The sequence below is a fragment of the Pseudomonas sp. AC083 genome (assembly GCF_979253165.1).
On the sequence record NZ_CEEDDH010000010.1, the window covers coordinates 144,875 to 167,164 of the forward strand.

The 22,290-nt window shown below is 59.3% G+C and carries 26 protein-coding genes, 1 tRNA gene and 1 pseudogene; 18 read left to right on the plus strand and 10 right to left on the minus strand.

The annotated features are described in order from the left end of the window. Positions 1 to 50: 50 nt before the first annotated feature. From AC0IXA_RS16480 to AC0IXA_RS16490, 3 genes are all read right to left on the minus strand, one after another. Positions 51 to 752, minus strand: coding sequence for a hypothetical protein (locus tag AC0IXA_RS16480; protein WP_016773307.1), 702 nt, complete (start codon positions 750 to 752; stop codon positions 51 to 53). A gap of 133 nt (positions 753 to 885) precedes the next feature. Beyond that, the gene (locus AC0IXA_RS16485) at positions 886 to 1,290 is read right to left on the minus strand and encodes a GNAT family N-acetyltransferase (protein WP_341638847.1); all 405 of its coding nucleotides are present in this window, start codon (positions 1,288 to 1,290) and stop codon (positions 886 to 888) included. A 38-nt stretch (positions 1,291 to 1,328) separates the two neighbouring features. Then, entirely contained in the window at positions 1,329 to 2,249 is a 921-nt protein-coding gene (locus AC0IXA_RS16490; RefSeq protein WP_471813898.1) for a LysR family transcriptional regulator, read from the minus strand. Between the two features lie 102 nt (positions 2,250 to 2,351). Here AC0IXA_RS16490 and AC0IXA_RS16495 point away from each other — a divergent pair, with 102 nt between their 5' ends. Next, positions 2,352 to 3,533, plus strand: coding sequence for an acetylornithine/succinylornithine family transaminase (locus AC0IXA_RS16495; protein WP_471813900.1), 1,182 nt, complete (start codon positions 2,352 to 2,354; stop codon positions 3,531 to 3,533). Here the strand turns inward: AC0IXA_RS16495 and AC0IXA_RS16500 are convergent, their stop codons facing one another. The 4 genes from AC0IXA_RS16500 to AC0IXA_RS16515 form a co-directional block, all read right to left on the minus strand. Then, complete coding sequence (locus AC0IXA_RS16500) at positions 3,534 to 3,725, minus strand: type II toxin-antitoxin system Phd/YefM family antitoxin (protein ID WP_016770565.1); 192 nt, start codon at positions 3,723 to 3,725, stop codon at positions 3,534 to 3,536. A 169-nt stretch (positions 3,726 to 3,894) separates the two neighbouring features. Then, entirely contained in the window at positions 3,895 to 5,814 is a 1,920-nt protein-coding gene (locus AC0IXA_RS16505) for an alkaline phosphatase D family protein (protein WP_471813902.1), read from the minus strand. A 71-nt stretch (positions 5,815 to 5,885) separates the two neighbouring features. Next, positions 5,886 to 6,623 carry a hypothetical protein gene (locus AC0IXA_RS16510; RefSeq protein WP_341638850.1) on the minus strand — a complete coding sequence of 246 codons (738 nt, stop codon included), beginning with the start codon at positions 6,621 to 6,623 and terminating at the stop codon, positions 5,886 to 5,888. A gap of 100 nt (positions 6,624 to 6,723) precedes the next feature. Then, positions 6,724 to 7,089, minus strand: a complete 366-nt coding sequence (locus AC0IXA_RS16515; RefSeq protein ID WP_041479936.1) for a hypothetical protein — start codon at positions 7,087 to 7,089, stop codon at positions 6,724 to 6,726. 115 nt (positions 7,090 to 7,204) lie between these two features. On the opposite strand from AC0IXA_RS16515, the gene AC0IXA_RS16520 reads away from it, so the two are divergent. Continuing rightward, on the plus strand, positions 7,205 to 7,954 hold the full coding sequence (locus AC0IXA_RS16520; RefSeq protein ID WP_122699551.1) for a hypothetical protein: 750 nt from the start codon (positions 7,205 to 7,207) through the stop codon (positions 7,952 to 7,954). Between the two features lie 35 nt (positions 7,955 to 7,989). On the opposite strand, the gene AC0IXA_RS16525 is transcribed toward AC0IXA_RS16520, so the two are convergent. Then, a complete protein-coding gene (locus AC0IXA_RS16525) occupies positions 7,990 to 8,319 on the minus strand; it encodes a hypothetical protein (RefSeq protein ID WP_016773313.1) in 330 nt (109 codons plus the stop codon). A gap of 221 nt (positions 8,320 to 8,540) precedes the next feature. On the opposite strand from AC0IXA_RS16525, the gene AC0IXA_RS16530 reads away from it, so the two are divergent. From AC0IXA_RS16530 to AC0IXA_RS16540, 3 genes and pseudogenes are all read left to right on the plus strand, one after another. After that, a complete protein-coding gene (locus tag AC0IXA_RS16530) occupies positions 8,541 to 8,759 on the plus strand; it encodes a DUF6429 family protein (protein WP_471813904.1) in 219 nt (72 codons plus the stop codon). A 200-nt stretch (positions 8,760 to 8,959) separates the two neighbouring features. Further along, positions 8,960 to 9,079, plus strand: a pseudogene (locus AC0IXA_RS16535) (PAAR domain-containing protein); the annotation flags it as partial. Positions 9,080 to 9,146: 67 nt separating this feature from the next. Next, the gene (locus AC0IXA_RS16540) at positions 9,147 to 9,503 is read left to right on the plus strand and encodes a DUF7079 family protein (RefSeq protein ID WP_122611845.1); all 357 of its coding nucleotides are present in this window, start codon (positions 9,147 to 9,149) and stop codon (positions 9,501 to 9,503) included. A gap of 313 nt (positions 9,504 to 9,816) precedes the next feature. Here the strand turns inward: AC0IXA_RS16540 and AC0IXA_RS16545 are convergent. After that, positions 9,817 to 9,901 (minus strand) — tRNA-Leu (locus tag AC0IXA_RS16545). Positions 9,902 to 10,009: 108 nt separating this feature from the next. Here AC0IXA_RS16545 and queA point away from each other — a divergent pair. From queA to AC0IXA_RS16575, 6 genes are all read left to right on the plus strand, one after another. Further along, positions 10,010 to 11,074 carry a tRNA preQ1(34) S-adenosylmethionine ribosyltransferase-isomerase QueA gene (queA, locus tag AC0IXA_RS16550; protein WP_471813906.1) on the plus strand — a complete coding sequence of 355 codons (1,065 nt, stop codon included), beginning with the start codon at positions 10,010 to 10,012 and terminating at the stop codon, positions 11,072 to 11,074. A 14-nt stretch (positions 11,075 to 11,088) separates the two neighbouring features. Then, complete coding sequence (tgt, locus tag AC0IXA_RS16555; RefSeq protein WP_160768392.1) at positions 11,089 to 12,204, plus strand: tRNA guanosine(34) transglycosylase Tgt; 1,116 nt, start codon at positions 11,089 to 11,091, stop codon at positions 12,202 to 12,204. 43 nt (positions 12,205 to 12,247) lie between these two features. Continuing rightward, entirely contained in the window at positions 12,248 to 12,586 is a 339-nt protein-coding gene (gene yajC, locus AC0IXA_RS16560; RefSeq protein WP_016773317.1) for a preprotein translocase subunit YajC, read from the plus strand. A gap of 65 nt (positions 12,587 to 12,651) precedes the next feature. Beyond that, positions 12,652 to 14,520: a protein translocase subunit SecD gene (secD, locus tag AC0IXA_RS16565; protein ID WP_016773318.1), complete on the plus strand. Its 1,869-nt coding sequence runs from the start codon at positions 12,652 to 12,654 to the stop codon at positions 14,518 to 14,520. Between the two features lie 9 nt (positions 14,521 to 14,529). Next, the gene (gene secF, locus AC0IXA_RS16570) at positions 14,530 to 15,444 is read left to right on the plus strand and encodes a protein translocase subunit SecF (protein WP_110603668.1); all 915 of its coding nucleotides are present in this window, start codon (positions 14,530 to 14,532) and stop codon (positions 15,442 to 15,444) included. 122 nt (positions 15,445 to 15,566) lie between these two features. Then, the gene (locus tag AC0IXA_RS16575; protein WP_007956693.1) at positions 15,567 to 16,115 is read left to right on the plus strand and encodes a glycine zipper 2TM domain-containing protein; all 549 of its coding nucleotides are present in this window, start codon (positions 15,567 to 15,569) and stop codon (positions 16,113 to 16,115) included. Between the two features lie 240 nt (positions 16,116 to 16,355). On the opposite strand, the gene suhB is transcribed toward AC0IXA_RS16575, so the two are convergent. Continuing rightward, positions 16,356 to 17,174, minus strand: coding sequence for a type III secretion system regulator SuhB (suhB, locus tag AC0IXA_RS16580; protein WP_016773320.1), 819 nt, complete (start codon positions 17,172 to 17,174; stop codon positions 16,356 to 16,358). Between the two features lie 145 nt (positions 17,175 to 17,319). On the opposite strand from suhB, the gene trmJ reads away from it, so the two are divergent. The 7 genes from trmJ to hscB all read left to right on the plus strand — a co-directional run bounded on the left by trmJ (position 17,320) and on the right by hscB (position 22,241). Beyond that, positions 17,320 to 18,090: a tRNA (cytosine(32)/uridine(32)-2'-O)-methyltransferase TrmJ gene (gene trmJ, locus AC0IXA_RS16585; protein ID WP_471813909.1), complete on the plus strand. Its 771-nt coding sequence runs from the start codon at positions 17,320 to 17,322 to the stop codon at positions 18,088 to 18,090. A gap of 3 nt (positions 18,091 to 18,093) precedes the next feature. Beyond that, the gene (gene cysE, locus AC0IXA_RS16590; protein WP_253495690.1) at positions 18,094 to 18,870 is read left to right on the plus strand and encodes a serine O-acetyltransferase; all 777 of its coding nucleotides are present in this window, start codon (positions 18,094 to 18,096) and stop codon (positions 18,868 to 18,870) included. Between the two features lie 239 nt (positions 18,871 to 19,109). Then, positions 19,110 to 19,601, plus strand: coding sequence for a Fe-S cluster assembly transcriptional regulator IscR (gene iscR, locus AC0IXA_RS16595; protein WP_016773323.1), 492 nt, complete (start codon positions 19,110 to 19,112; stop codon positions 19,599 to 19,601). A 50-nt stretch (positions 19,602 to 19,651) separates the two neighbouring features. Further along, positions 19,652 to 20,866, plus strand: a complete 1,215-nt coding sequence (locus AC0IXA_RS16600; RefSeq protein WP_016773324.1) for an IscS subfamily cysteine desulfurase — start codon at positions 19,652 to 19,654, stop codon at positions 20,864 to 20,866. Between the two features lie 100 nt (positions 20,867 to 20,966). Further along, a complete protein-coding gene (iscU, locus tag AC0IXA_RS16605) occupies positions 20,967 to 21,353 on the plus strand; it encodes a Fe-S cluster assembly scaffold IscU (RefSeq protein ID WP_003227907.1) in 387 nt (128 codons plus the stop codon). A 34-nt stretch (positions 21,354 to 21,387) separates the two neighbouring features. Continuing rightward, positions 21,388 to 21,711, plus strand: coding sequence for an iron-sulfur cluster assembly protein IscA (gene iscA / locus AC0IXA_RS16610; RefSeq protein WP_003227904.1), 324 nt, complete (start codon positions 21,388 to 21,390; stop codon positions 21,709 to 21,711). Between the two features lie 8 nt (positions 21,712 to 21,719). Further along, entirely contained in the window at positions 21,720 to 22,241 is a 522-nt protein-coding gene (hscB, locus tag AC0IXA_RS16615) for a co-chaperone HscB (RefSeq protein ID WP_016773325.1), read from the plus strand. The last annotated feature ends 49 nt before the right edge of the window (positions 22,242 to 22,290 follow it).

Consider the following 22,290-nt stretch of genomic DNA (forward strand, 5'->3'; position numbering starts at 1 on the left):
AGCCCCGCCTGATCAATCAGCGCGGGGCTTTTTCACAAGTGCTTGGCAGATTACTGCGCCGCGATGCTGTAACCATCAAACGCCGTTTGCTGCTGCAGGGCGGTGATGATGTTTTTGCGGTTCACCGCCTGTTCCGTACCGGCGTTATCGACGAAGGTTTCGCTCTCCAGCTCGGCTTCATCGCCTTCACCGACGAAGGTGAAACCGAGGAATTCCAGTGCCTCACGATCAACATTCAGACGCGAACGCGGCGTGCGCATTGGCAGGGTCACGCTGGCGCCGTCCTTGCTGATGGTGAAGATTTCCACTTCTTTCTTCTTCGCAGCTTTGCTCTTGCCGCCGCTCGGATTGCTGATCGCCTGATGGGTCTGATTCAGCACCTTCAGCGCCAGACCATAAACGATTTCCTGAAACGCCGGATCGTCCTTGAAGCTGGACAGAATGCGCCCGATCGAGAACTTGCTGCTCAGGTCTTCCAGCGCGGCGATGTCGGCTGCCTCGGCGTCTTTCAGGCGCTTGAGTTCGCCCATCAGCTCGTACGCCTTGTCGTCATCAAAACTGTCATGCGCCTGACGGATCGCCGCACGCAATTCGCGGATCTGGTCGCTCTCGCGGGTCGACTGGAACGCGTCGAGGACCATCTCGCTGATGATTTTGGCTTGAGGCAGGTGTTGTGAAAGATTGATGGAGTTTTCGTATTCCGCTTTGGACGACTGGGTGACTACGGATTCAGCGGTGTTGAAATCGGACATTGAAATTTCACTACTTTTTAACTTGAGTTGAGGCGAGAAAGCACGAGGTCTTTTTCAGGCCGACTAATTTAGGGGAGCGGGGCGGCGTTGTCACGGAGCAACGGTCTGGTGGTCGGGATTTTTCCACTGCGCGCTATTTGCGGCGCTGACGTTCCATGGCAATCACGGACTTCTCGAAGCCCAGGCCGGCGAAAAAAGCTTCAGCGCCTTCGCGTCCAGCGCGCAGCACCCAGGTGATGTCCGGGTTGTCACCCATGACGTACTCCACCAGTGCCCGCCCGATTCCTTTGCGCCGATGCTGGTCATCGACCACCACCATAGACAGATAGCCGTTGGAGACCTCATCGGTAATTGCTCGAGCGAAACCGACAATTTGCTCGCCCAAGAGCGCAACAGCTGTACGCTGCGAATTGTGAATCAAGCGAGCAAAAGATTCGGCATCGCCAATGCGATGGCCCCAGCCATGCTGGCTGAGAAACAGCCTCGCCGATTCTGTTTCGCCGGGATGCAAGTCGCGCACGGTAAGGCTGTCGTTCATGGGATATTCAAGTCCTTATCAATTTCCATCGTGATTGATTACGGCCGGCCGACGTCAGGTTTCCCCCAAGTACGCATCGCAAACTCGACAAACCGTCTCAGCTTGGGCAATCGATAGCGATCCTGCGCATACAACAGATGCATCGGCCTGCTCGGCGGTTGGTAGTCCGTCATTACCCTGACCAGTTTGCCGTCGCGCAGATCCTGCTCCACCAGCGCGTCGGGCAGCATCATGATGCCCATGCCGTTGCGCGCCGCCTGGTGCAGACCGGCGGAGCTGTTGATCAGCATCGGCCCGCTGACGTCGACGAGGACTTCACCTTCCGGGCCGCTCAGACGCCAGCGTTTTTCCACCGATTGCCAGTCATCCCCAGCCGGGTAGGCGAAGGACAGGCAATCGTGTTGCTGCAAATCCTGTGGCGTGTGCGGCATGCCGCGCCGCGCGATGTAGTCGGGGGAGGCGCAGACCGTCAGGGTGTAGTCGATCAGGGGGCGGGCGATCAGGTTGGATTGGTCGAAATTGCCCAGGCGGAATGCGACATCGAGGCCGTTCTCCAGCAGATCCGGACGGCTGTTGGTCAGTACCACGTCGAGCTTCACTTGCGGATACAGCAAGGAGTATTCGCTGAGGGCCGGGGTCAGTCGTTCGACGCCGAAGGTCAGTGGCGCAGTGATACGCAGCAAGCCGCGCGGCTCGTCCGACGCTTGTTCGGCAAGGCGTTCGGAGTCGGCCACCAGGCCGAGCACTTCCAGGCAGCGCTGATAATAGACGCTGCCGAATTCGGTCAGGCGCTGGCGGCGCGTGGTGCGTTGCAGCAGTTGCACGCCGAGCCGTTGCTCCAGCGCGCGCAGATGATTGCCCACCATCGTCGTCGACATTTCGCACTTCGCAGCGGCGGCCGTCATGCTCCCGGTTTCGATCACTTTGACGTAGACGCCCATCGACTGAAACAAATCCATTATCAAGCTCGGCTTTTAAATGATTGAAGTTTTTCCGGGTTTATCCAGCTCAGGTGGCTAACCATACTGCAAAAACACCGACCTGCAATGGAGTTTCACGTCATGACCGCCGCCCTGATGAACACCTACCAACCACTGGCCCTGAGTTTCACCAAGGGCCTGGGCACGCGCCTGTGGGATCAGGCGGGGCGCGAATATCTGGACGCTGTTGCCGGTGTGGCAGTGACCAATGTCGGCCACTCGCATCCGCGCATCGTCGCGGCGATCAGCGAGCAAGCGGGGCTGCTGCTGCACATTTCAAACCTGTACAGCATTGACTGGCAACTACAGCTGGCCAAACGGCTGACGGCGTTGTCGGGGATGGAGCGCGCGTTTTTCAACAACTCCGGCGCTGAAGCGAACGAGACGGCACTGAAACTGGCGCGCCTGTACGGCTGGCGCAAAGGCGTCGAGCAGCCGCTGGTGGTGGTCATGGCCAACGCTTTCCATGGCCGCACCCTCGGCACGCTGTCTGCCAGCGATGGCCCGGCAGTGCGCCTGGGATTCAACGAACTGCCGGGGGACTTCGTCAAAGTGCCGTTCGGCGATCTCGCCGCGCTGGAGCAAATACAGCGCAAACACGGCGCGCGCATCGTGGCGATTCTGGTCGAACCGATCCAGGGCGAAGGTGGCGTACAAGTCGCACCGCCGGGTTATCTCAAAGCCCTGCGCGACCTGTGCAATCGCCACGCGTGGCTGCTGATGCTCGATGAAATCCAGACCGGCATCGGCCGCACCGGGCAATGGTTCGCCTGTCAACACGAAGGCATCGTGCCCGACGTCATGACCCTGGCCAAAGGCCTCGGCAATGGCGTGCCGATTGGCGCCTGCCTGGCCCGTGGCCGCGCGGCGGACCTGTTTACCCCAGGCAGCCACGGCAGCACCTTCGGCGGCAATCCACTGGCCTGCCGGGTCGGCTGCACGGTGCTGGACATCATCGAGGAACAAGGTTTGCTGGAGAATGCGCGGGTGCAGGGCGCACGGCTGCTGGAACGCTTGCGCGCCGAATTGGCAGACAACCCGAACGTGCTGGCAATCCGGGGGCAGGGCCTGATGATCGGCATCGAGCTGAAACAACCGGTGCGCGACCTGCCGCTGATCGCTGCGCGGGATCACGGCTTGTTGATCAACGTGACTCGTGGCAAGACCATCAGGTTGCTCCCGCCGTTGACGATTGATGAGCGCGAGGTAGGGATGATTGTCAGAGGGGTTGGGCGGGCGTTGTCGTCAGCCCTATCTGCATAATCACTGCTGCGGAGTGTCTGGTAAGGACAGCGAATTGACTGTCCGCAAAAGTGACTCATAGTCAGTCAGACCTATCATCACAACCGGTTCGGCACCGCGCCTGGTAATCAGCAACGGTTCGCGATCATTGGTTGCTTGGTCCATCGACAAGGCCAGGTGAGCTGTGGTTTTGCTGAAGGTGATGGTTTGCATGATGTGGGCCTGCGAGTGGTTGGTACACAGCGAGGTCGACTGTGATTGCGCCCAGTATCACTTAAGCACTTCGGAGACGTTTCCGAGAGGCTTGTAATCCTTATCTGCTGTAATTGTCAGCAGGTGGAGTGCCCGTTGCCGGGCCCTCCACCTATACTCAGATCTGGTTTCAGTCTGGCCCATCTCCCAACTCCGGCGCCAGCATTCTCGTCTTCTCCGCCCCATTCGAGTTGTGCTGAACAATCTCGCTCGGCTGCCCCTGTTCATTGAAAAACACCTGTCCGATCCCCGCCGAATTCCACAGCCGCTCCCCGGCCTCGGCATGTTCCGGCGTATATGGGACGATGCGCATCAAGCGGCGTTTGGTGAACCAGTTCAGCGGCGAGCGCGGTGAGTAGAGCCAGCGGTTGAGGCGGTCGAACCATTCCAGCAGCGTTGGTGGGAATTCGTTCTTGATGCCGCTGCTGGTGATCTGCCAGATCCGTGGGCCGGCCTTGCGGTGGCGGATCAGGACTTCGTAGACGAAGGAATAATGCACATCGCCGGACAGCACCACGTAGTTCCCCGGTGTGCGCGAGTGTCGGAAAATGTTCAGGATCACCTGCGCCGCGCCGCGATGGGCCATCCAGTTTTCCGCGTCGACCAGCAGCGGATAACCGCACCAGCTGAACACCTTCTGCACGGTTTCAATCAGCTTCACGCCGAAGATCGGCGCCGGCGACACGATGATTGCCGAAGGGTGATCGAGCAGTTCCTGTTGCAGTTCGCTCAAGGCTTCCCAATCGAGCAGGCCTGACGGCTGCTTGAGGGCCATCTCGCTGCGCCAGCGCCGGGTACGCGTGTCGATCACCACCAGTGCCGGAGTGCTCGGCAGCACGAAATGCCACTGTTGAAAGCGCAGCAACTGATCAATCAGATCGTCCTGCACCGGCATGTCCAGATAGCCGTCATCACCGCTGGCGCTCAGTTGCGCGGTCTGTTCCAGCATTCCTTTGAAAGCGTCCGGATTGTTGCCCCAGCCCTGACACAACAGATAAGCAATCAGCGCATTGCCAATGATGCGTTTGGAGAACGGATGGCCGTAGGCCGTTTCCTCCCACTGCGCAGAAAGATTCCAGTCATCAGTGATGTCGTGGTCATCGAAAATCATCAGGCTCGGCAGATGCGCCAGCGCCCGCGCGACGTTGCCCAGGCCCGCCTTGAAGGCATCGATGCGCGTCTGCTCGAGGTTGTAGCGCTTGCGGCGTTCTGGCGTCAGCGTCGGCGCGCTCGGATTGATCAGCGACCACGGCGTCGGCGACCACACCAGCATGTACATGGCCATGACTTCGGCGAATGTCACCAGGTGATTGTCGGCGCTACTGCTGGTGAAAATCGGCTTACGCGCGCCACCGAAAAATCGCTCGCGCAAGGTCTCGTTGCTCTCCAGCGCCGGTAACAAATCCGCACGGTGGTAGTAGCTGGCCGGGTGCTCATAGAGCTTGGCGCTGTCGCTGACCACGGCACCGTCAAGGTGCTCATCGAACAGACCCAGACGCTCGATCAAGGCATGAATCGCCCGCAGCATCGGCCCGGCGACGTCGTCGGCATAGACCTGATCACCACTCATCATCAGCAGCGCCGGGCGCCGTTGCGCATCGGTTTCGTCGGCCAGCAATTGATCGACGCAGAGCAAACCGTCGGTTGCCGGATGATGCGGCTTGCGGCAGGAGCCGTGGAGCAATTGATCGATCCGCGAACGCACGACGAGGTTCGCGCAGGTAGCGCCGGGGTAAAGCAGATGAGGCGCCCACTCAGCCATACCGATGGCGTCATCGATCAGCAGGTCGTAAGCGATAAACGTGTCGCAGGGCAGGGCGCATTCAAGTTGGACGTCGATCAGATGCACGAACGCATGACGGCCTACGGCAATGACCGTGCATTTCGCTGAGTCGAGCGGGATATCTCCTACACCTTGCAGGCGCAAGGTCAGCGTCAGTTTACGCGAGCCCACCAGCCACAGCACCACGCGCGTCGGCTCCAGCCGCCGCAGCAGCGGGCCGGCCAGTACAGGAGGCAGCGAGGTGAGGTCATCAGGTGTTGAAAACATCGAGGGCAAAGCTCAAGGCGCACAGGCCGGCGATGATAGCGCAGCCGGCGCCTTGATCCCTTAAATCAGCCTTAAGAGTCGGCTTTTTGCAGTTTCAGCGCCAGCAAACGCCATTCCCCGGCCGTCGCGTCAACTCTCGGCAGCTCTTGCACAGAGCAATCGAAACGGTAGGTGACATCGTCGCCATTCATGTTGCGCGCGGTGACGCTGTTGCTGAAGCTGTAGACCTGATCCTTGTAGCGATGGCTGACCAGCGCTTTGCTGTCGGCAAAACGCGCCGACGCGGGATAGCGCAGGGTGCTGGTGACAAACGGGCTGCACATGACATACGCGATCATCGACTTGTCGGCCTGTGCGTCGCCGCGCAACTTCTTGTTCAGCGCGGCCAGGGCCATGCGACCCTCGTAGTCGCTTTGATTCAGCACCGTCTGTACCGCCATTGATTTCGGCGCTCGGCTGACGTTATTCGGCAACAGTGCGGAGTCCGGGGGGGAAGGCTTGTCGTCCGCTTCGATGGCAGCAAAAACCGGCGCATCTTTCAGTTCAGTGGCGGGCGTGACTGCCTCGGCTTCAGGCAACACAGAGGTCGACTCGACGACTGGCGTGTTTTGCGCCTGCGCCGCCTCGTGATCGAACGACGAGGGAAACAGCGAGAACGTGATCGACAACATCACCAGCCCGACAATGAACCCACCCGCTGCGCCAACGATGTTGCCGTAGAAAATGTTCCAGCTGCCGCGGTTCTTCACCACCCAGCGCCACATGAAACCCCAGACAGCAACGAACGCCAGAAGACGCAAAAACTCCATTTGATCCTTTCCTTACCTTTCAACAATCCAAGCGCGGCGCGAGACGATCAGCGAGCCCCGACGATGCGCGGCAAGATAGCAAAATAGACGCGCCGTCCGGCTACGGCTGCGGAAAATAATTCGCCGCCAGAAAAATCAACGTGACCATGCCTGCGGCAACGCCACAGACCCCCGCGAGCAGTTGACGTGCAACCGGATGCGCCGGCTGTCGACGCTTGGCGATCCACAACCACACACCCGCCAGAACGCCCGCGCTGGTCATGAACACCACCAGGCTGTTATGCAGTCCCGGCGCTGCCATGGTGGTGCCGAACAGCCCGTCATAAAGCAGTGTGAAGACAATGCCCGCCACCACAGCGCTACCCGCTCCGGCGAGGTTTGCCAACAACAGATTCCAATGCCCGCGCTGTCGCACCACCCAGAACCACATTGCCGCCATGACCACCAAACACAACACAGCATCCATCGGATTTCTTTCCTTGCCACGAAACAGAGGCGACAACTTGGTCGCCTGTTGAGAGTGGACGGCACGATAGCAAAATAGTAGCGTCGCGCCATGCCTTCTCTGTAATGGACTACCCATGTTTTCCACAACTCGTTTGCTGCAACTGCTCGGCGCTCTCACCCTTGCCATCTCCATTACCCCAGCCTTCTGCTTCGCGAAAGAACACCCGCAAGCCAGCTGGAATTACTACCTCGCCAATTGCCAGCGGATGCAGGAGACAATCGCCGACGTCCAGAGCGGTCGCGTCTCCGCTGCCTATGCAGCCACGTCGGGCCTGCAAGACAGCCTCGCCTCCATGAACGAGCGCCGCCTCAACCTGCTACCGCAACACCTCGACTCCAGCGAGTATGCCCACTGCGAAAACGTCGCCGCCCACGCCGAGGCAACCCTGGCCCAAGGCAAAGCCGAGTTCGCCGCGCAAATGCAACGGGGTGTGGAGGAGGGCCGTATTGCGCACCAGAACTCCCCCGCCTACCAACGTGCCCGTTCCCTCGGCTACAGCGACGTCGGCGACATCTCCTTCCTGAAACTGCACGAAGACACCGACGGCGAAGCCCGCCTGAAAACCATGCTCATCACCGTCGACGAAATCTGCGGCCAATACTTCCGCGCCACGCAATACGTGAAGCCCTATGTGATCTACACGGTGCGACCGTCGGATGGCGGCTGTGGCGAAGTGAAGCGTGTTGCGATAGTTGGCGGCGGGCAACCAGAGAAGGGCGACTACATCGATCCCAATGGTGAGTTTCAATACATGGGCTGGAAACAACTGGTTGGCGCTGACGGCTTTCCAACGGATATTCGAGTACTGAAAGCGCGTCGCTGATCGGACGAGATAGCGGCATGGCTGTAGCGCGGCACTCAAAGAATGTCGCGCAAATACCCCTTCAGCGCGAGCAGCGGCTGACCCAGCTGCTCCACCGACCGCGCCTGAGCCAACTCCGCCGACAACTTGCGCAACTCCCGCCCCAACGGCTTCTCGACCCCACCCAAGGCATCCAGCGCCAGGTTCAGGCATTCGTTCATCTTGAACTGAATGGCCTCGACATCGCCGCGTTTCACCAGTAGCTCGAAAACATCTTTCTGGTAATCGCCCATGACCATGTCATCGCGCAGGATCGGGCTCAGGCCTTCTTCTTCGTAGGCAAGTTTGAGGGAGAAGAGGGCGACGGTTTCCAGTGAGGTTTCCATGGGGATGTCTGTCAGTGAAGTGGAAGGCTTGAAACCAATGCGCGAAAGGCCAGAGGAGGTTTGCCGTGCGGGCGTGATTATACGGGCGGGGATCGCATGCGAGGCAACCAGCAATCGGGCATCTAAAACCTACAAGCTCGCGCAGCATTGACATCCCCTTTGATACGACGCTTTGATTACAAACACTGAACATCAGCGGAGTGACCATCATGGAATACGACATGAAACTGATCGACGACGCCGTCCTTGCTCTCCTGGCAGCTTATAGCTCCGACGACGGCAATGCGTGGAAGGGCTATGACTTCGAGATCATGAACCGCTTGCACGAGCAGGGTTTGATCAGTAATCCGGTTAACAGGAACAAGTCGATATGGTTGACGAAGGAAGGGGTGGAGCGGGGGCGGGAGATTGCTAGGCGGATGTTTGCAGTCAAGGAGTAGGGAGGAGCCGCGTCCCATTGTGAAGCCTGAGTTGACGGCAAGGTAGAAAACGCCAGCGAAGTACCAACCGCGTTAACCGGAGAAACAGGTAGCGCGGTCTGGTGAACAAGCACTTTTTTGAATGATCGGATGCGGCCGTCCAGGCTGAATTTCGTGATAGGTTTACCTCTCGAAAAGGATTTTTTTGACAGGAGTCATCCATGGCTAACCCAGCCGCTCGTAAAAGCGATCCCTCCAGCTGTCCTGTTCCAGGGCACGGAACGAACCCCATCGCGACAGGTTCGCCCGACGTGTTCTTCGATGGTTTGCCCGCAGCTCGCCTGCCGGTGGTATTGCAGGCGAAGCGGTAGCGAGTTCACTGGATGAAGAGTTAGAGGAGCTCACACATTGGGATATCTTCTGACCGAGCCACAACTGACAAAAGTTAGAGCCGCTCTTTCCGAGCCATTCAATGATTTTCCCGTGGAATATGATTATTTGGCGAATAAGGTGAGAGGTGTCGACCCTGAAATCCTTTACTCAATTCTTTATTCAGAGGTCGCGCCGGTGTGCTTTACCAATCTCGTTGCACCTGTGCCTCCGATATGGACGGGTTTCGACCCCGACATACTGAGAGAGTCGATTGAGGAAAGGCTGGCAGCTAGAGAGCGAAACTGGTTTCGTCGCCAGTTCGATAAAGTGCTGGTTCGTTGGTTGAAGTACCACTACGCGTACATCTGGGAGGAAATCGAAAGTAGGCTTTGAGCTCGAACTAGCCGGGATCAGGCGATTATGACAGGGCGTTTGGCAAAACCTGCGGCACGTAACCGATCCGGCCAGTTCCCCAGCGTCAGGACATGGAGTCAGAGCAATTACTGCAGGTTCGATTGAGGTTTTTTGATGGGCTTGTTGCCCTAGACGGTTGGGCATTAGGCTAGCCGGTGGCGCGTTGGCCCCGGCGCCGCAAGAGTGAAAAGCTGGTTGCCCTGATTGTTTTGGAAAAAAGACAAAAACAACCCTCCACTTTCCACCAGACGAAAAAAAAGGCCCTGCTTTCGCAAGACCTTTTTCTCTGTGTTGGTGCCCCGAGGGAGACTCGAACTCCCACTCCTTTCGAAAACGGATTTTGAATCCGCCGCGTCTACCAATTCCGCCATCAGGGCTCAATGGCGGCGAAGTATAGAGAGGTGATTACCGTTGGTCAATCACGTTTCATGGTCAATTTTCGATATTTCCGCTAGACTTTCCGGCCCTGCTAGACGAACCCCATCATGCGCGTTGCTGACTTTACTTTCGAGCTTCCTGATTCGCTGATCGCCCGCCATCCGTTGGCCGAGCGTCGCGGTAGTCGCCTGCTGACCCTTGATGGGCCGAGCGGCGCCCTGGCACACCGTCAATTCACTGATTTGCTTGAGCATTTGCGCCCGGGCGATTTGATGGTGTTCAACAATACCCGGGTGATTCCGGCGCGGCTGTTCGGGCAGAAAACGTCCGGCGGCAAGCTGGAAATTCTCATCGAACGCGTGCTCGATGCGCACCGCGTGCTGGCGCATGTGCGCTCCAGCAAGTCGCCGAAACCGGGTTCGAAGATCCTTATCGACGGCGGTGGCGAAGCCGAGATGCTCGCGCGTCATGATGCGTTGTTCGAGCTGGGGTTTGCCGAGGAAGTCTTGCCGCTGCTCGATCGCGTCGGGCACATGCCGTTGCCTCCTTATATAGACCGCCCGGATGAAGGCTCGGATCGCGAGCGTTATCAGACCGTGTACGCCCAGCGTCTGGGTGCGGTCGCAGCGCCGACGGCGGGGCTGCATTTCGATGAGCCGCTTATGCAGGCGATTGCTGCCAAGGGCGTCGAGACTGCATTCGTGACGTTGCACGTGGGCGCGGGGACGTTCCAGCCGGTGCGTGTCGAGAAGATCGAAGATCACCACATGCACAGCGAGTGGCTGGAAGTCGGCCAGGATGTGGTCGATGCGGTCGCTGCGTGCCGTGCGCGGGGCGGTCGGGTGATTGCGGTCGGCACCACCAGCGTGCGTTCGCTGGAAAGTGCGGCGCGCGATGGTGTGCTCAAGCCGTTCAGTGGCGACACCGACATCTTTATCTATCCGGGCCGGCCGTTTCATGTTGTCGATGCCCTGGTGACCAATTTCCATTTGCCGGAATCCACGCTGTTGATGCTGGTTTCCGCGTTTGCCGGTTATCCCGAAACCATGGCCGCCTATAAGGCCGCCGTGGAAAACGGCTACCGCTTTTTCAGTTACGGGGATGCGATGTTCATCACCCGCAATCCCGCTCCAACTGCCCCTGAACAGACAGGCCCAGAGGAAACAGAATGAGTCGCGAATGTCGAATGTCCTTTGAGCTGCTGGCCACCGATGGCAAGGCTCGTCGTGGTCGCCTGACCTTCCCCCGTGGCACCGTCGAGACCCCGGCGTTCATGCCGGTCGGCACGTACGGCACGGTCAAGGGCATGCTGCCGCGCGACATCGTCGCCACGGGCGCGGAAATCATTCTGGGCAACACCTTTCACCTGTGGCTGCGTCCCGGCACTCAAGTGATCAAGGAGCACGGCGACCTGCACGATTTCATGCAGTGGAAAGGCCCGATCCTCACCGACTCCGGCGGCTTCCAGGTGTTCAGCCTCGGCGCGATGCGCAAGATCAAGGAGGAGGGTGTGACCTTCGCTTCTCCGGTCGACGGCGCCAAAGTGTTCATGGGTCCGGAAGAGTCGATGCAGGTGCAGCGCGATCTCGGTTCCGACATTGTGATGATCTTCGACGAATGCACGCCGTATCCGGCTGACGAAGACGTCGCGCGCGTATCGATGGAGTTGTCGCTGCGCTGGGCGCAGCGTTCGAAGAATGCCCACGGCGACAACACCGCAGCGCTGTTCGGTATCGTCCAGGGCGGCATGCATGAAAACCTGCGCATGCGCTCGCTCGAAGGCCTCGACAAGATCGGCTTCGACGGCCTCGCCATTGGCGGTCTGTCGGTGGGCGAACCGAAGCACGAAATGATCAAGGTGCTGGATTATCTGCCGGGCCAGATGCCCGCTGACAAACCTCGTTACCTTATGGGCGTTGGCAAACCGGAAGATCTGGTTGAGGGTGTGCGCCGCGGGGTGGACATGTTCGATTGCGTGATGCCAACCCGTAATGCCCGCAATGGGCATCTGTTCATCGATACCGGTGTGCTGAAGATCCGTAACGCGTTCCATCGCCATGATGAATCGCCGCTGGATCCGACCTGCGATTGCTACACCTGCCAGAACTTCTCGCGCGCTTATCTGCATCACCTGGACAAGTGCGGCGAAATGCTCGGCAGCATGCTCAATACCATCCATAACTTGCGCCATTATCAGGTGCTGATGGCTGGTTTGCGCGAGGCTATTCAACAGGGTACATTGGCCGCCTTTGTCGATGCCTTCTACGCCAAACGCGGACTTCCCGTCCCGCCTTTGGACTGAGTTTTCTGACCCCAAGATTCAACATTTGCAACTGGAGTGCTAAATGAGCTTTTTTATCTCTAACGCCATGGCTGACGCAGCTGCACCGGCTGCTGCAAGCCCAATGGGCGGCGGCTTCGAGTGGATTTTCCTGGTCGGCTTCCTGGTCATCTTCTACCTGATGATCTGGCGTCCACAGGCCAAGCGCGCCAAAGAGCAGAAGAACCTGCTGAGCAGCCTGCAGAAGGGCGACGAAGTCGTGACCACTGGCGGCATCGCCGGCAAGATCACCAAGGTTGCCGATGACTTCGTGGTTCTGGAAGTGTCCGACACCGTGGAAATGAAGTTCCAGAAAGGCGCCATCGCCGCCACGCTGCCAAAAGGCACGCTGAAAGCGATCTAAGAGCAACAACTTCTACTCAATCGACGGGGCGCGCAAGGCGCCCCGCGTTCATAACGGGCGGCGTGATGCTGAACAAATACCCTCTGTGGAAATACATTCTGATCCTGGCGGTGCTGGCGATCGGTCTGATTTATTCCGCTCCCAATCTTTACCCCGATGACCCGGCCATTCAGATCAGCGGCGCCAGCACGGCTCTGCAGGTCAATGACGCAGATCTGGCTCGCGTCAGCACAGCGCTGAAAGAGTCCGGCATCAACGTCAAGGCGGCAACGCTGACGGCGGGCGGCAAGGGCGGTCTGATCCGTCTGAGCAAGGCTGAAGACCAGCTGCCGGCCAAAGACGTTGTACGTAAGGCATTGGGTGATGACTACGTCGTCGCGCTGAACCTGGCACAGACCACCCCGCAATGGCTGCGCAACCTCGGTGCGCACCCGATGAAGCTGGGTCTGGACTTGTCCGGTGGTGTGCACTTCCTGCTCGAAGTGGACATGGACAAAGCTCTCGATGCGCGCCTGAAAGTCTACGAAGGCGACGTCAAAAGCCTGCTGCGCAAAGAGAAGCTGCGCTATCGCAGCCTGCCGCAACTGGGCGGTGCCATTCAGTTGGGCTTCAGCGATGAAGACTCCCGCGAACAGGCCCGTGCGCTGATCCGCAAGAACTTCAACGATTTCGACATTGTTCCGGCCGACCTCAACGGTCAACCGGTGCTGCGTCTGGCGATGACCCCGGCCAAGCTGGCGGAAATCCGTGAATACTCCATCAAGCAGAACCTGACCACGGTACGTAACCGCGTCAACGAGTTGGGTGTTGCCGAACCGATCGTGCAGCGTCAGGGCGCCAACCGCATCGTGGTTGAGCTGCCGGGCGTGCAGGACACTGCCGAAGCCAAGCGTATTCTCGGCAAGACGGCCAACCTTGAGTTCCGTCTGGCCGCCGAGCCGGGCGCTTCGAAAGCCACTTCCGAATCGTTCGAATTCCGCGAGGGCAACCGTCCGCCAGCACAGATCGAGCGTGGTCTGATCATCACCGGTGACCAGGTCACCGACGCCAAGGCCGGTTTCGGCGAGCACGGCACGCCTGAAGTGAACATCCGTCTGGATGGCCACGGTGGCGAGCTGATGAGCCGCGCGACCCGTTCCAACGTCGGCCGCAGCATGGCGGTGATCTTCATCGAACAGCGTCCGGTCACCACTTACACCAAACAAGTGGTTGATGGCGTCGAGAAAGACGTTGCGGTGCAGACGTTCAAGGAAGAGAAGAAGATCATCAGCCTGGCGACCATTCAGTCGCCGCTGGGTGCGCAATTCCGCATCACTGGCCTGAACGGTCAGGGCGAGTCGTCCGAGCTGGCACTGCTGCTGCGTGCCGGTGGTCTGGCTGCACCGATGTACTTCGCTGAAGAGCGCACAATCGGTCCGAGCCTGGGTGCTGACAACATCACCAAAGGTATCGACGCTTCCCTGTGGGGCATGCTGTTCGTATCGCTGTTCATCATCGCCATCTACCGCTTCTTCGGCGTCATCGCCACCGTCGCGCTGGCGGTGAACATGGTGCTGCTGCTGGCGTTGATGTCGTTGCTGGGCGCCACGCTGACCCTGCCGGGTATCGCCGGTATCGTCCTGACCATGGGTATGGCGGTCGACGCCAACGTACTGATCTTCTCGCGGATTCGTGAAGAGATCGCCGCCGGCATGACTGTGCAGCGGGCAATCAACGAAGGCTTCGGCCGGGCATTCACCGCGATTCTCGACGCCAACCTGACCACCTTGCTGGTCGGCGGCATTCTCTTCGCCATGGGCACCGGCCCGGTGAAGGGTTTCGCAGTGACGATGTCCCTCGGGATCTTTACCTCGATGTTCACGGCCATCATGGTGACCCGCGCAATGGTCAACCTGATCTTTGGCGGACGTGACTTCAAGAAGTTGTGGATTTAAGGGGCTGCCATGTTACGTACAATCAACTTCATGGGCGTTCGCAACTTCGCGTTCGGCGTCACATTGCTGCTTACCGTCATTGCCTTGTTCAGTGTCGCCACCAAGGGCATGAACTGGGGCCTGGACTTCACCGGCGGTACGCTCATCGAGCTGACCTACGAGCGTCCGGCCGATGTCACCAAGGTGCGCGAGCAACTGGCGACCTCCGGTTATCACGAAGCCGTGGTGCAGAACTTCGGTGCGACGACCGATCTGTTGGTGCGCATGCCGGGTGAAGACCCGCAGTTGGGCCATCAGGTCGCAGACGCATTGCAGAAAGTCGGCGGCGACAACCCGGCGACGGTCAAGCGTGTCGAGTTCGTCGGCCCGCAGGTCGGTGAAGAGCTGCGCGACCAGGGCGGCCTCGGCATGCTGCTGGCGCTCGGCGGCATCCTGATCTACCTGGCCTTCCGCTTTCAGTGGAAGTTTGCGGTCGGCGCCATTGTCTCGCTGATCCACGACGTCATCGTGACCGTGGGTATCCTCTCGTACTTCCAGATCACCTTCGATCTGACGGTGCTGGCAGCGGTGCTGGCGATCATCGGTTACTCGCTGAACGACACCATCGTGGTTTTCGACCGGGTGCGTGAGAACTTCCGCGTGCTGCGCAAGGCGACGCTGATCGAGAACATCAACATCTCGACCACCCAGACCCTGCTGCGCACCATGGCGACGTCGATCTCCACTCTGCTGGCGATCGCGGCGCTGCTGTTCTTCGGTGGCGACAACCTGTTCGGTTTCTCCATCGCACTGTTCATCGGTGTACTGGCGGGTACCTACTCGTCGATCTACATCGCCAACGTGGTGCTGATCTGGCTGAACCTGACCACCGAGGATCTGATTCCTCCGGCTAACACCGACAAGGAAGTCGACGACCGTCCATAACGGCCAGCGATTTTTCCGGCTGTCAGCCAACAAAAGGCGCGAGTTGAACTCGCGCCTTTTTTTGTGCTCCAAGGCTGGGAGAAGCGCGGGCGCGTCCCGCATGTGATGGTCAGGAGGTTCATGTGAACAAGTCGTTGCTGGTTGGTGCGGTATTGGGTGCTGTCGGTGTCACAGCCGGGGGTGCTGTTGCCACCTACAGCCTGGTTAAAAGCGGCCCTGAGTATGCGCAAGTATTAGCCGTTGAGCCGGTCAAGACACAGATCAAGACTCCACGTGAAGTATGCAAGGATGTAACGGTGACCCGTCAGGCACCGGTAAAAGATCAACACCAGATCGCCGGTACCGTGGTCGGCGCGCTGGCCGGTGGTTTGCTGGGCAACCAGATTGGCGGCGGTACCGGCAAGAAGATTGCCACGGTGGCCGGTGCGGTCGGTGGCGGTTACGCGGGCAACAAGGTGCAGGAGGGCATGCAGGAGCGTGACACCTACACCACTACGCAAACCCGCTGCAACACGGTCAATGACATCAGCGACAAGGTCGTCGGTTACGACGTGCGTTACTCGCTTGATGGCAAGGAAGGCAAAGTGCGGATGGATCGCGATCCGGGCAACCAGATTCCGGTCGACAAGGAAGGCAAGCTGATCCTGTCGCAGAATGAGCCAGGTCAGTAAAGCGCTACTGTTGTGAAAAGAAGCACCCTGCGGGGTGCTTTTTTTATACCCGCGATTCAGGGCAGCGCGCGATTCTCACCTGTGGGAGCGAGCCTGCTCGCGAATGCGGTCCAACAGTTGATATTTCCTTTGTTGACACGCCCATTCGCGAGCAGGCTCGCTCCCACAGGGAATTGTGCTGTTTGGAATTGCAGGCATAAAAAAGCACCCCGAAGGGTGCTTTTTGGTTTCGCGTAAAGCTTAGCGCTTCAGCGAGGCCGGCAGGTGCGGCTGGATCGCCGTCAGCACTGCCTTGAAGCATTTGGTGTTGCCGGCAACGATGTGGCCTTTCTCAAGGAAGTCGTGACCGCCGGTGAAGTCGCTCACCAGGCCGCCGGCTTCTTGAATCAGCAGGGCGCCTGCAGCCATGTCCCACTCGGACAGGCCCGATTCCCAGAACGCATCGAAACGACCGGCAGCCACGTAGGCCAGGTCCAGGCTCGCCGAACCGGCGCGGCGGATGCCGGCAGTCTGGCCAACCAGGGCGCGGAACATGCCCAGATAGTTGTCGAGGTTATCCATCTGGTCGTCACGGAACGGGAAGCCAGTGCCGAGCAGGGCGCCGTCGAGGCTGGTGCGACCGCTTACGCGCAGGCGACGACCGTTCAGTTGAGCGCCGCGACCACGGCTGGCGGTGAATTCTTCCTGGCGAACCGGGTCCAGAACCACTGCGTGTTCCAGGCGACCACGATATTTGCAGGCAATGCTCACTGCAAAGTGCGGAATGCCACGGAGGAAGTTGGTGGTGCCGTCCAGCGGATCGATGATCCACAGGTACTCTTCGCCTTCGATGCCGGTGCCAGCGTGCAGGCCGGTTTCTTCACCCTGAATCGAGTGATTCGGGTAAGCCTTGCGCAGGGCATCGATGATTTTCTGTTCAGCGGCGCGATCGACCTCGGATACGTAATCCTTGGCGTCTTTTTCGTCGACCTTGATGGTATCCAGGCGCTCGATGGAGCGGAAGATCAGTTCACTGGCGCTGCGGGCGGCGCGCAGCGCGATATTCAGCATGGGCTGCATGGATGTGTCACCTAAGGTTGTTAAAGAAAGCCGCGCATTCTATCAGAACTTTTCTTCAGGTGAAGGACGCTGTTCGCTTTCATAGCTTAACGGTAGGCTGTTCTGTAAGATTTGCCCCCCTTTCCTGTGTCCGAGAGCGCCTCCCTTGCTGCAGAACATTCGTGTCGTCCTGGTCAACACCAGCCACCCCGGCAACATCGGCGGGGCCGCGCGCGCCATGAAAAACATGGGTCTGTCGCGACTGGTGCTGGTCGAACCGCGGGTCTTCCCGCACCACGAGGCCGACGCCCGCGCCTCCGGTGCCGGTGACATCCTTGAAAACGCGCAAGTCGTCGCCACCTTGGAAGATGCTCTGGTCGGCTGCAATCTGGTGCTCGGCACCAGCGCCCGCGACCGGCGTATTCCCTGGCCGCTGCTGGATCCGCGCGAATGCGGCAACAAGGTGGTCGAGGAAGCCGGGCAGGGCGCCGAGATCGCTTTGGTGTTCGGCCGTGAAGACTCCGGTCTGACCAATGAAGAGCTGCAGCGATGTCATTTTCACGTGCACATCCCTTCCGACCCGACCTTCAGTTCGCTGAACCTCGGGGCGGCGGTGCAGGTGTTGAGTTATGAAGTGCGCATGGCTTGGCTGGCCGCACGGGGTCAGCCGAGCAAGGTCGAGAAAGAAGAAGTGGCCTCGGTGAAAAGCGCCGAGCTGGCGACCATGGATGAGCTGGAGCGATTCTACGAGCACCTGGAGCAGACGCTGGTTGCCATCGAATTCCTCGACCCGGAAAAGCCACGCCACTTGATGGCGCGCCTGCGCCGGTTGTACGGACGCAGCTCGGTCAGCCGGGCGGAAATGAATATTTTGCGTGGCATCCTCACGGAAACCCAGAAAGCGGCCCGTGGCGAGCTTCTAAAGCGGAAGGATTAAATGATGTTTGAGCGTTTGCGTGAAGATATCCAAAGCGTATTCCATCGAGACCCGGCGGCGCGTAACGCTTTTGAAGTCCTGACCTGCTACCCCGGCATGCATGCGATCTGGATTCATCGTCTGGCCGGCATGCTCTGGCGCAACGAGTTGAAGTGGCTGGCGCGACTGGTGTCGAACTTCGGTCGCTGGCTGACCGGGATCGAGATTCATCCGGGCGCCAAGGTCGGTCGGCGGTTCTTCATTGACCACGGCATGGGCATCGTTATTGGTGAAACCGCCGAGATCGGCGACGACGTCACCATCTATCAAGGCGTGACCCTCGGCGGCACCAGCTGGAACAAAGGCAAGCGCCACCCGACGCTGGGTGATGGCGTGGTGGTTGGTGCTGGCGCCAAGGTGCTTGGCCCGTTCACTGTGGGTGCCGGCGCCAAAGTCGGTTCCAATGCTGTGGTCACCAAAGAAGTGCCGCCGGGCGCAACGGTGGTGGGGATTCCGGGGCGGATCATCATCAAGACCGACGAAGAGCAGGACGCCAAGCGCAAAGCCATGGCGGAAAAGATCGGCTTCGACGCTTATGGCGTCAGCGAAGACATGCCCGACCCGGTGGCCCGCGCCATCGGCCAGTTGCTCGACCATCTGCAAGCGGTGGACGGGCGTCTGGAAGGCATGTGCGGCGCGCTGAAGGATCTGGGCAGCAATTACTGTGCGAAAGATCTGCCTGAGCTGCGCGAAGAAGACTTCGCTTGCGTCAAAGGCAAGGATCAGAGCCAGGCCAGCTAAACCGCAGCGCGGCCTTCGCGAGCAGGCTCGCTCCCACAAGAGCCATGCATTCGAATGTGGGAGCGAGCCTGCTCGCGAAGAACGATCACGCGGTTGCGCTGGCTGTCCGCGCCCCGTCTTTGCTATAGTGCGCGCGCTCTTTTGCGGGTAAACCCGACTAAAGCACTAGGTCTTATAGTTGACTTAAATGCTCGGGAATTGCATACTCCCGCCCATTCCGAACTCCGTGGTAACTGTCCATGCGACTGACTACAAAAGGCCGATACGCCGTGACCGCCATGCTTGACCTGGCGTTGCACGCGCAGCACGGGCCGGTGTCTCTGGCCGATATCTCCGAGCGCCAAGGCATCTCCCTGTCCTACCTCGAACAGCTGTTCGCCAAGCTGCGCCGCAGCAACCTGGTTTCCAGCGTTCGCGGTCCGGGTGGTGGCTACCAGTTGTCCCGCGACATGCAGGGCATCCAGGTTGCCCAGGTGATCGATGCGGTGAACGAATCGGTCGATGCCACCAAGTGCCAGGGCCAGGGCGATTGCCATTCCGGCGATACCTGCCTGACCCATCATCTGTGGTGCGACTTGAGCCTGCAGATTCACGAATTTCTGAGCGGTATCAGCTTGGCCGACCTTGTGACTCGCCGTGAGGTACAAGAAGTGGCCCAGCGTCAGGACCAGCGCCGTTGCAGCAGCAAGGCGCCACGCCTGGACAAGATTGAAGCGTCCGCCGTCGAATGACAGCCGAAGAGCTACCCGCGGCACGCCAGCCCTGATTTAGGAGATAGTCCATGAAATTGCCGATTTACCTTGATTACTCTGCAACCACCCCGGTTGATCCGCGCGTTGCGCAGAAAATGAGTGAATGCCTGCTGGTCGACGGAAACTTCGGTAACCCGGCGTCCCGTTCCCACGTGTTCGGCTGGAAGGCTGAAGAGTCTGTCGAAAACGCTCGTCGTCAGGTGGCCGATCTGGTCAATGCCGACCCGCGCGAAATCGTCTGGACCTCCGGTGCCACCGAATCCGACAACCTGGCGATCAAGGGCGCGGCACATTTCTACGCCTCCAAGGGCAAGCACCTGATCACCAGCAAGATCGAGCACAAGGCTGTCCTCGACACCATGCGCCAACTGGAGCGTGAAGGCTTCGAAGTGACGTACCTCGAGCCGACCGAAGACGGTCTGATCACCCCGGCAATGATTGACGCCGCACTGCGCGAAGACACCATTCTGGTGTCGGTGATGCACGTCAACAACGAAATCGGCACCATCAACGACATCGCCGCCATCGGCGAGATGCTGCGCGCCAAAGGCGTGCTGTTCCATGTCGACGCGGCTCAGTCCACCGGCAAGGTCGAAATCGATCTGCAGAAGCTGAAAGTCGACATGATGTCGTTCTCCGCCCACAAGACTTATGGCCCTAAAGGCATCGGCGCGCTGTACGTCAGCCGCAAGCCGCGTGTGCGCATCGAAGCGACCATGCACGGCGGCGGTCACGAGCGTGGCATGCGTTCCGGCACCCTGGCGACCCACCAGATCGTCGGCATGGGCGAAGCGTTCCGCGTAGCCAAGGAAGACATGGCCGCTGAAAACGTGCGCATCAAAGCCTTGAGCGATCGCTTCTACAAGCAGGTCGAGCATCTGGAAGAGCTGTACGTCAACGGCAGCCTGACCGCCCGCGTTCCGCACAACCTGAACCTGAGCTTCAACTACGTTGAAGGCGAGTCGCTGATCATGGCGCTCAAGGATCTGGCGGTATCGTCCGGTTCGGCCTGCACCTCGGCTTCGCTGGAGCCTTCGTACGTACTGCGCGCCCTGGGCCGCAACGACGAACTGGCACACAGCTCGATCCGCTTTACCTTCGGCCGTTTCACCACCGAAGAAGAAATCGACTACGCCGCGCAGAAAGTCTGCGAGGCCGTTACCAAGCTGCGCGCTCTGTCGCCGCTGTGGGACATGTACAAAGACGGCGTCGATATCTCGAAAATCGAGTGGGCGGCACACTAACTATAGAAGCCGCCGGATACAGATCCTGTAGCGACGCGGCGTTAACGCAGCGCAGTTGCAGGGTCTCAAGAGCGGCCCTGATGAGTGAGGATTGAGAATCATGGCTTACAGCGAAAAGGTCATCGACCACTACGAAAACCCGCGCAACGTCGGCAAGATGAACGCGGAAGATCCTGATGTCGGCACCGGCATGGTCGGCGCTCCGGCGTGCGGCGACGTGATGCGTCTGCAGATCAAGGTCAACGATCAGGGCGTTATCGAAGACGCCAAGTTCAAGACCTACGGTTGCGGTTCGGCAATCGCCTCCAGCTCCCTCGCCACCGAGTGGATGAAGGGCAAGACCCTGGACGAAGCCGAAACCATCAAGAACACTCAGCTGGCCGAAGAACTGGCTTTGCCGCCAGTGAAAATCCACTGCTCCGTGCTCGCTGAAGACGCTATCAAGGCGGCAGTTCGCGATTACAAGCAGAAGAAAGGCTTGATCTGAATTTCAAGATTCGGCGACGAGTAAGGAGTCAACGATGGCTATCAGCATGACAGAAGCGGCTGCTCGACACGTGCGGCGCTCCCTCGACGGGCGCGGCAAAGGTGAAGGGATTCGTCTGGGTGTTCGCACCACAGGCTGTTCCGGCCTTGCCTACGTGCTGGAGTTTGTCGACGAGGTAGTGGCGGAAGATCAGGTGTTCGAGAGTCACGGCGAAAAAGTGATCATCGACCCGAAAAGCCTGGCCTACCTGGACGGCACCGAGCTCGACTTCGTCAAGGAAGGGTTGAACGAAGGCTTCAAGTTCAATAACCCCAACGTGCGCGGTGAATGTGGCTGCGGCGAAAGCTTCAACATCTGAGGCTGGTCGTGGGTATTCCTTGTCATTTCGCTTTATTCGAGCTGCAACCGAGCTTCCGCCTGGATCTCGAGCAGTTGGCCACGCGCTACCGTGAGTTGGCGCGCGGCGTCCATCCTGACCGTTTTGCCGATGCATCCGAACGCGAGCAGCGCTCGGCGCTCGAGCAATCGGCGCGGCTCAACGACGCCTACCAGACGCTCAAGAGTCCGGCCCAGCGCGCACGCTACCTGCTGAAAATCAGCGGGCATGAAGTGCCGATGGAAGTCACGGTCCACGATCCCGAGTTTCTTCTGCAGCAGATGCAATGGCGCGAAGAACTCGAAGATCTGCAGGACAGTGCCGATCTCGACGGTGTTGCGGTATTCAAGCGGCGTTTGAAGGCAGCTCAGGAACAGCTCAACGAAAGCTTCGCAGCCTGTTGGGATGATGCAGCGCAACGTGAACAGGCCGAACGCCTGATGCGGCGCATGCAGTTCCTCGACAAGCTCACCTACGAAGTGCGCCAGCTGGAAGAGCGCCTCGACGATTAACCCAGTGCTGCCCTGATTGCACGCTGACAGACAGACAAGACCTGATCAC

Coding starts and splice junctions, on each gene's coding strand:
- AC0IXA_RS16495 (WP_471813900.1), top strand. CDS start 2,352: ATGACCGCCGCCCTGATGAACACCTACCAACCACTGGCCCTGAGTTTC.
- AC0IXA_RS16485 (WP_341638847.1), bottom strand. CDS start 1,290: ATGAACGACAGCCTTACCGTGCGCGACTTGCATCCCGGCGAAACAGAA.
- iscU (WP_003227907.1), top strand. CDS start 20,967: ATGGCTTACAGCGAAAAGGTCATCGACCACTACGAAAACCCGCGCAAC.
- yajC (WP_016773317.1), top strand. CDS start 12,248: ATGAGCTTTTTTATCTCTAACGCCATGGCTGACGCAGCTGCACCGGCT.
- queA (WP_471813906.1), top strand. CDS start 10,010: ATGCGCGTTGCTGACTTTACTTTCGAGCTTCCTGATTCGCTGATCGCC.
- AC0IXA_RS16600 (WP_016773324.1), top strand. CDS start 19,652: ATGAAATTGCCGATTTACCTTGATTACTCTGCAACCACCCCGGTTGAT.
- AC0IXA_RS16525 (WP_016773313.1), bottom strand. CDS start 8,319: ATGGAAACCTCACTGGAAACCGTCGCCCTCTTCTCCCTCAAACTTGCC.
- iscA (WP_003227904.1), top strand. CDS start 21,388: ATGGCTATCAGCATGACAGAAGCGGCTGCTCGACACGTGCGGCGCTCC.
- AC0IXA_RS16505 (WP_471813902.1), bottom strand. CDS start 5,814: ATGTTTTCAACACCTGATGACCTCACCTCGCTGCCTCCTGTACTGGCC.
- AC0IXA_RS16480 (WP_016773307.1), bottom strand. CDS start 752: ATGTCCGATTTCAACACCGCTGAATCCGTAGTCACCCAGTCGTCCAAA.
- AC0IXA_RS16490 (WP_471813898.1), bottom strand. CDS start 2,249: ATGGATTTGTTTCAGTCGATGGGCGTCTACGTCAAAGTGATCGAAACC.
- AC0IXA_RS16520 (WP_122699551.1), top strand. CDS start 7,205: ATGTTTTCCACAACTCGTTTGCTGCAACTGCTCGGCGCTCTCACCCTT.
- AC0IXA_RS16500 (WP_016770565.1), bottom strand. CDS start 3,725: ATGCAAACCATCACCTTCAGCAAAACCACAGCTCACCTGGCCTTGTCG.
- secF (WP_110603668.1), top strand. CDS start 14,530: ATGTTACGTACAATCAACTTCATGGGCGTTCGCAACTTCGCGTTCGGC.
- AC0IXA_RS16530 (WP_471813904.1), top strand. CDS start 8,541: ATGAAACTGATCGACGACGCCGTCCTTGCTCTCCTGGCAGCTTATAGC.
- suhB (WP_016773320.1), bottom strand. CDS start 17,174: ATGCAGCCCATGCTGAATATCGCGCTGCGCGCCGCCCGCAGCGCCAGT.
- cysE (WP_253495690.1), top strand. CDS start 18,094: ATGTTTGAGCGTTTGCGTGAAGATATCCAAAGCGTATTCCATCGAGAC.
- secD (WP_016773318.1), top strand. CDS start 12,652: ATGCTGAACAAATACCCTCTGTGGAAATACATTCTGATCCTGGCGGTG.
- AC0IXA_RS16515 (WP_041479936.1), bottom strand. CDS start 7,089: ATGGATGCTGTGTTGTGTTTGGTGGTCATGGCGGCAATGTGGTTCTGG.
- tgt (WP_160768392.1), top strand. CDS start 11,089: ATGTCCTTTGAGCTGCTGGCCACCGATGGCAAGGCTCGTCGTGGTCGC.
- iscR (WP_016773323.1), top strand. CDS start 19,110: ATGCGACTGACTACAAAAGGCCGATACGCCGTGACCGCCATGCTTGAC.
- AC0IXA_RS16510 (WP_341638850.1), bottom strand. CDS start 6,623: ATGGAGTTTTTGCGTCTTCTGGCGTTCGTTGCTGTCTGGGGTTTCATG.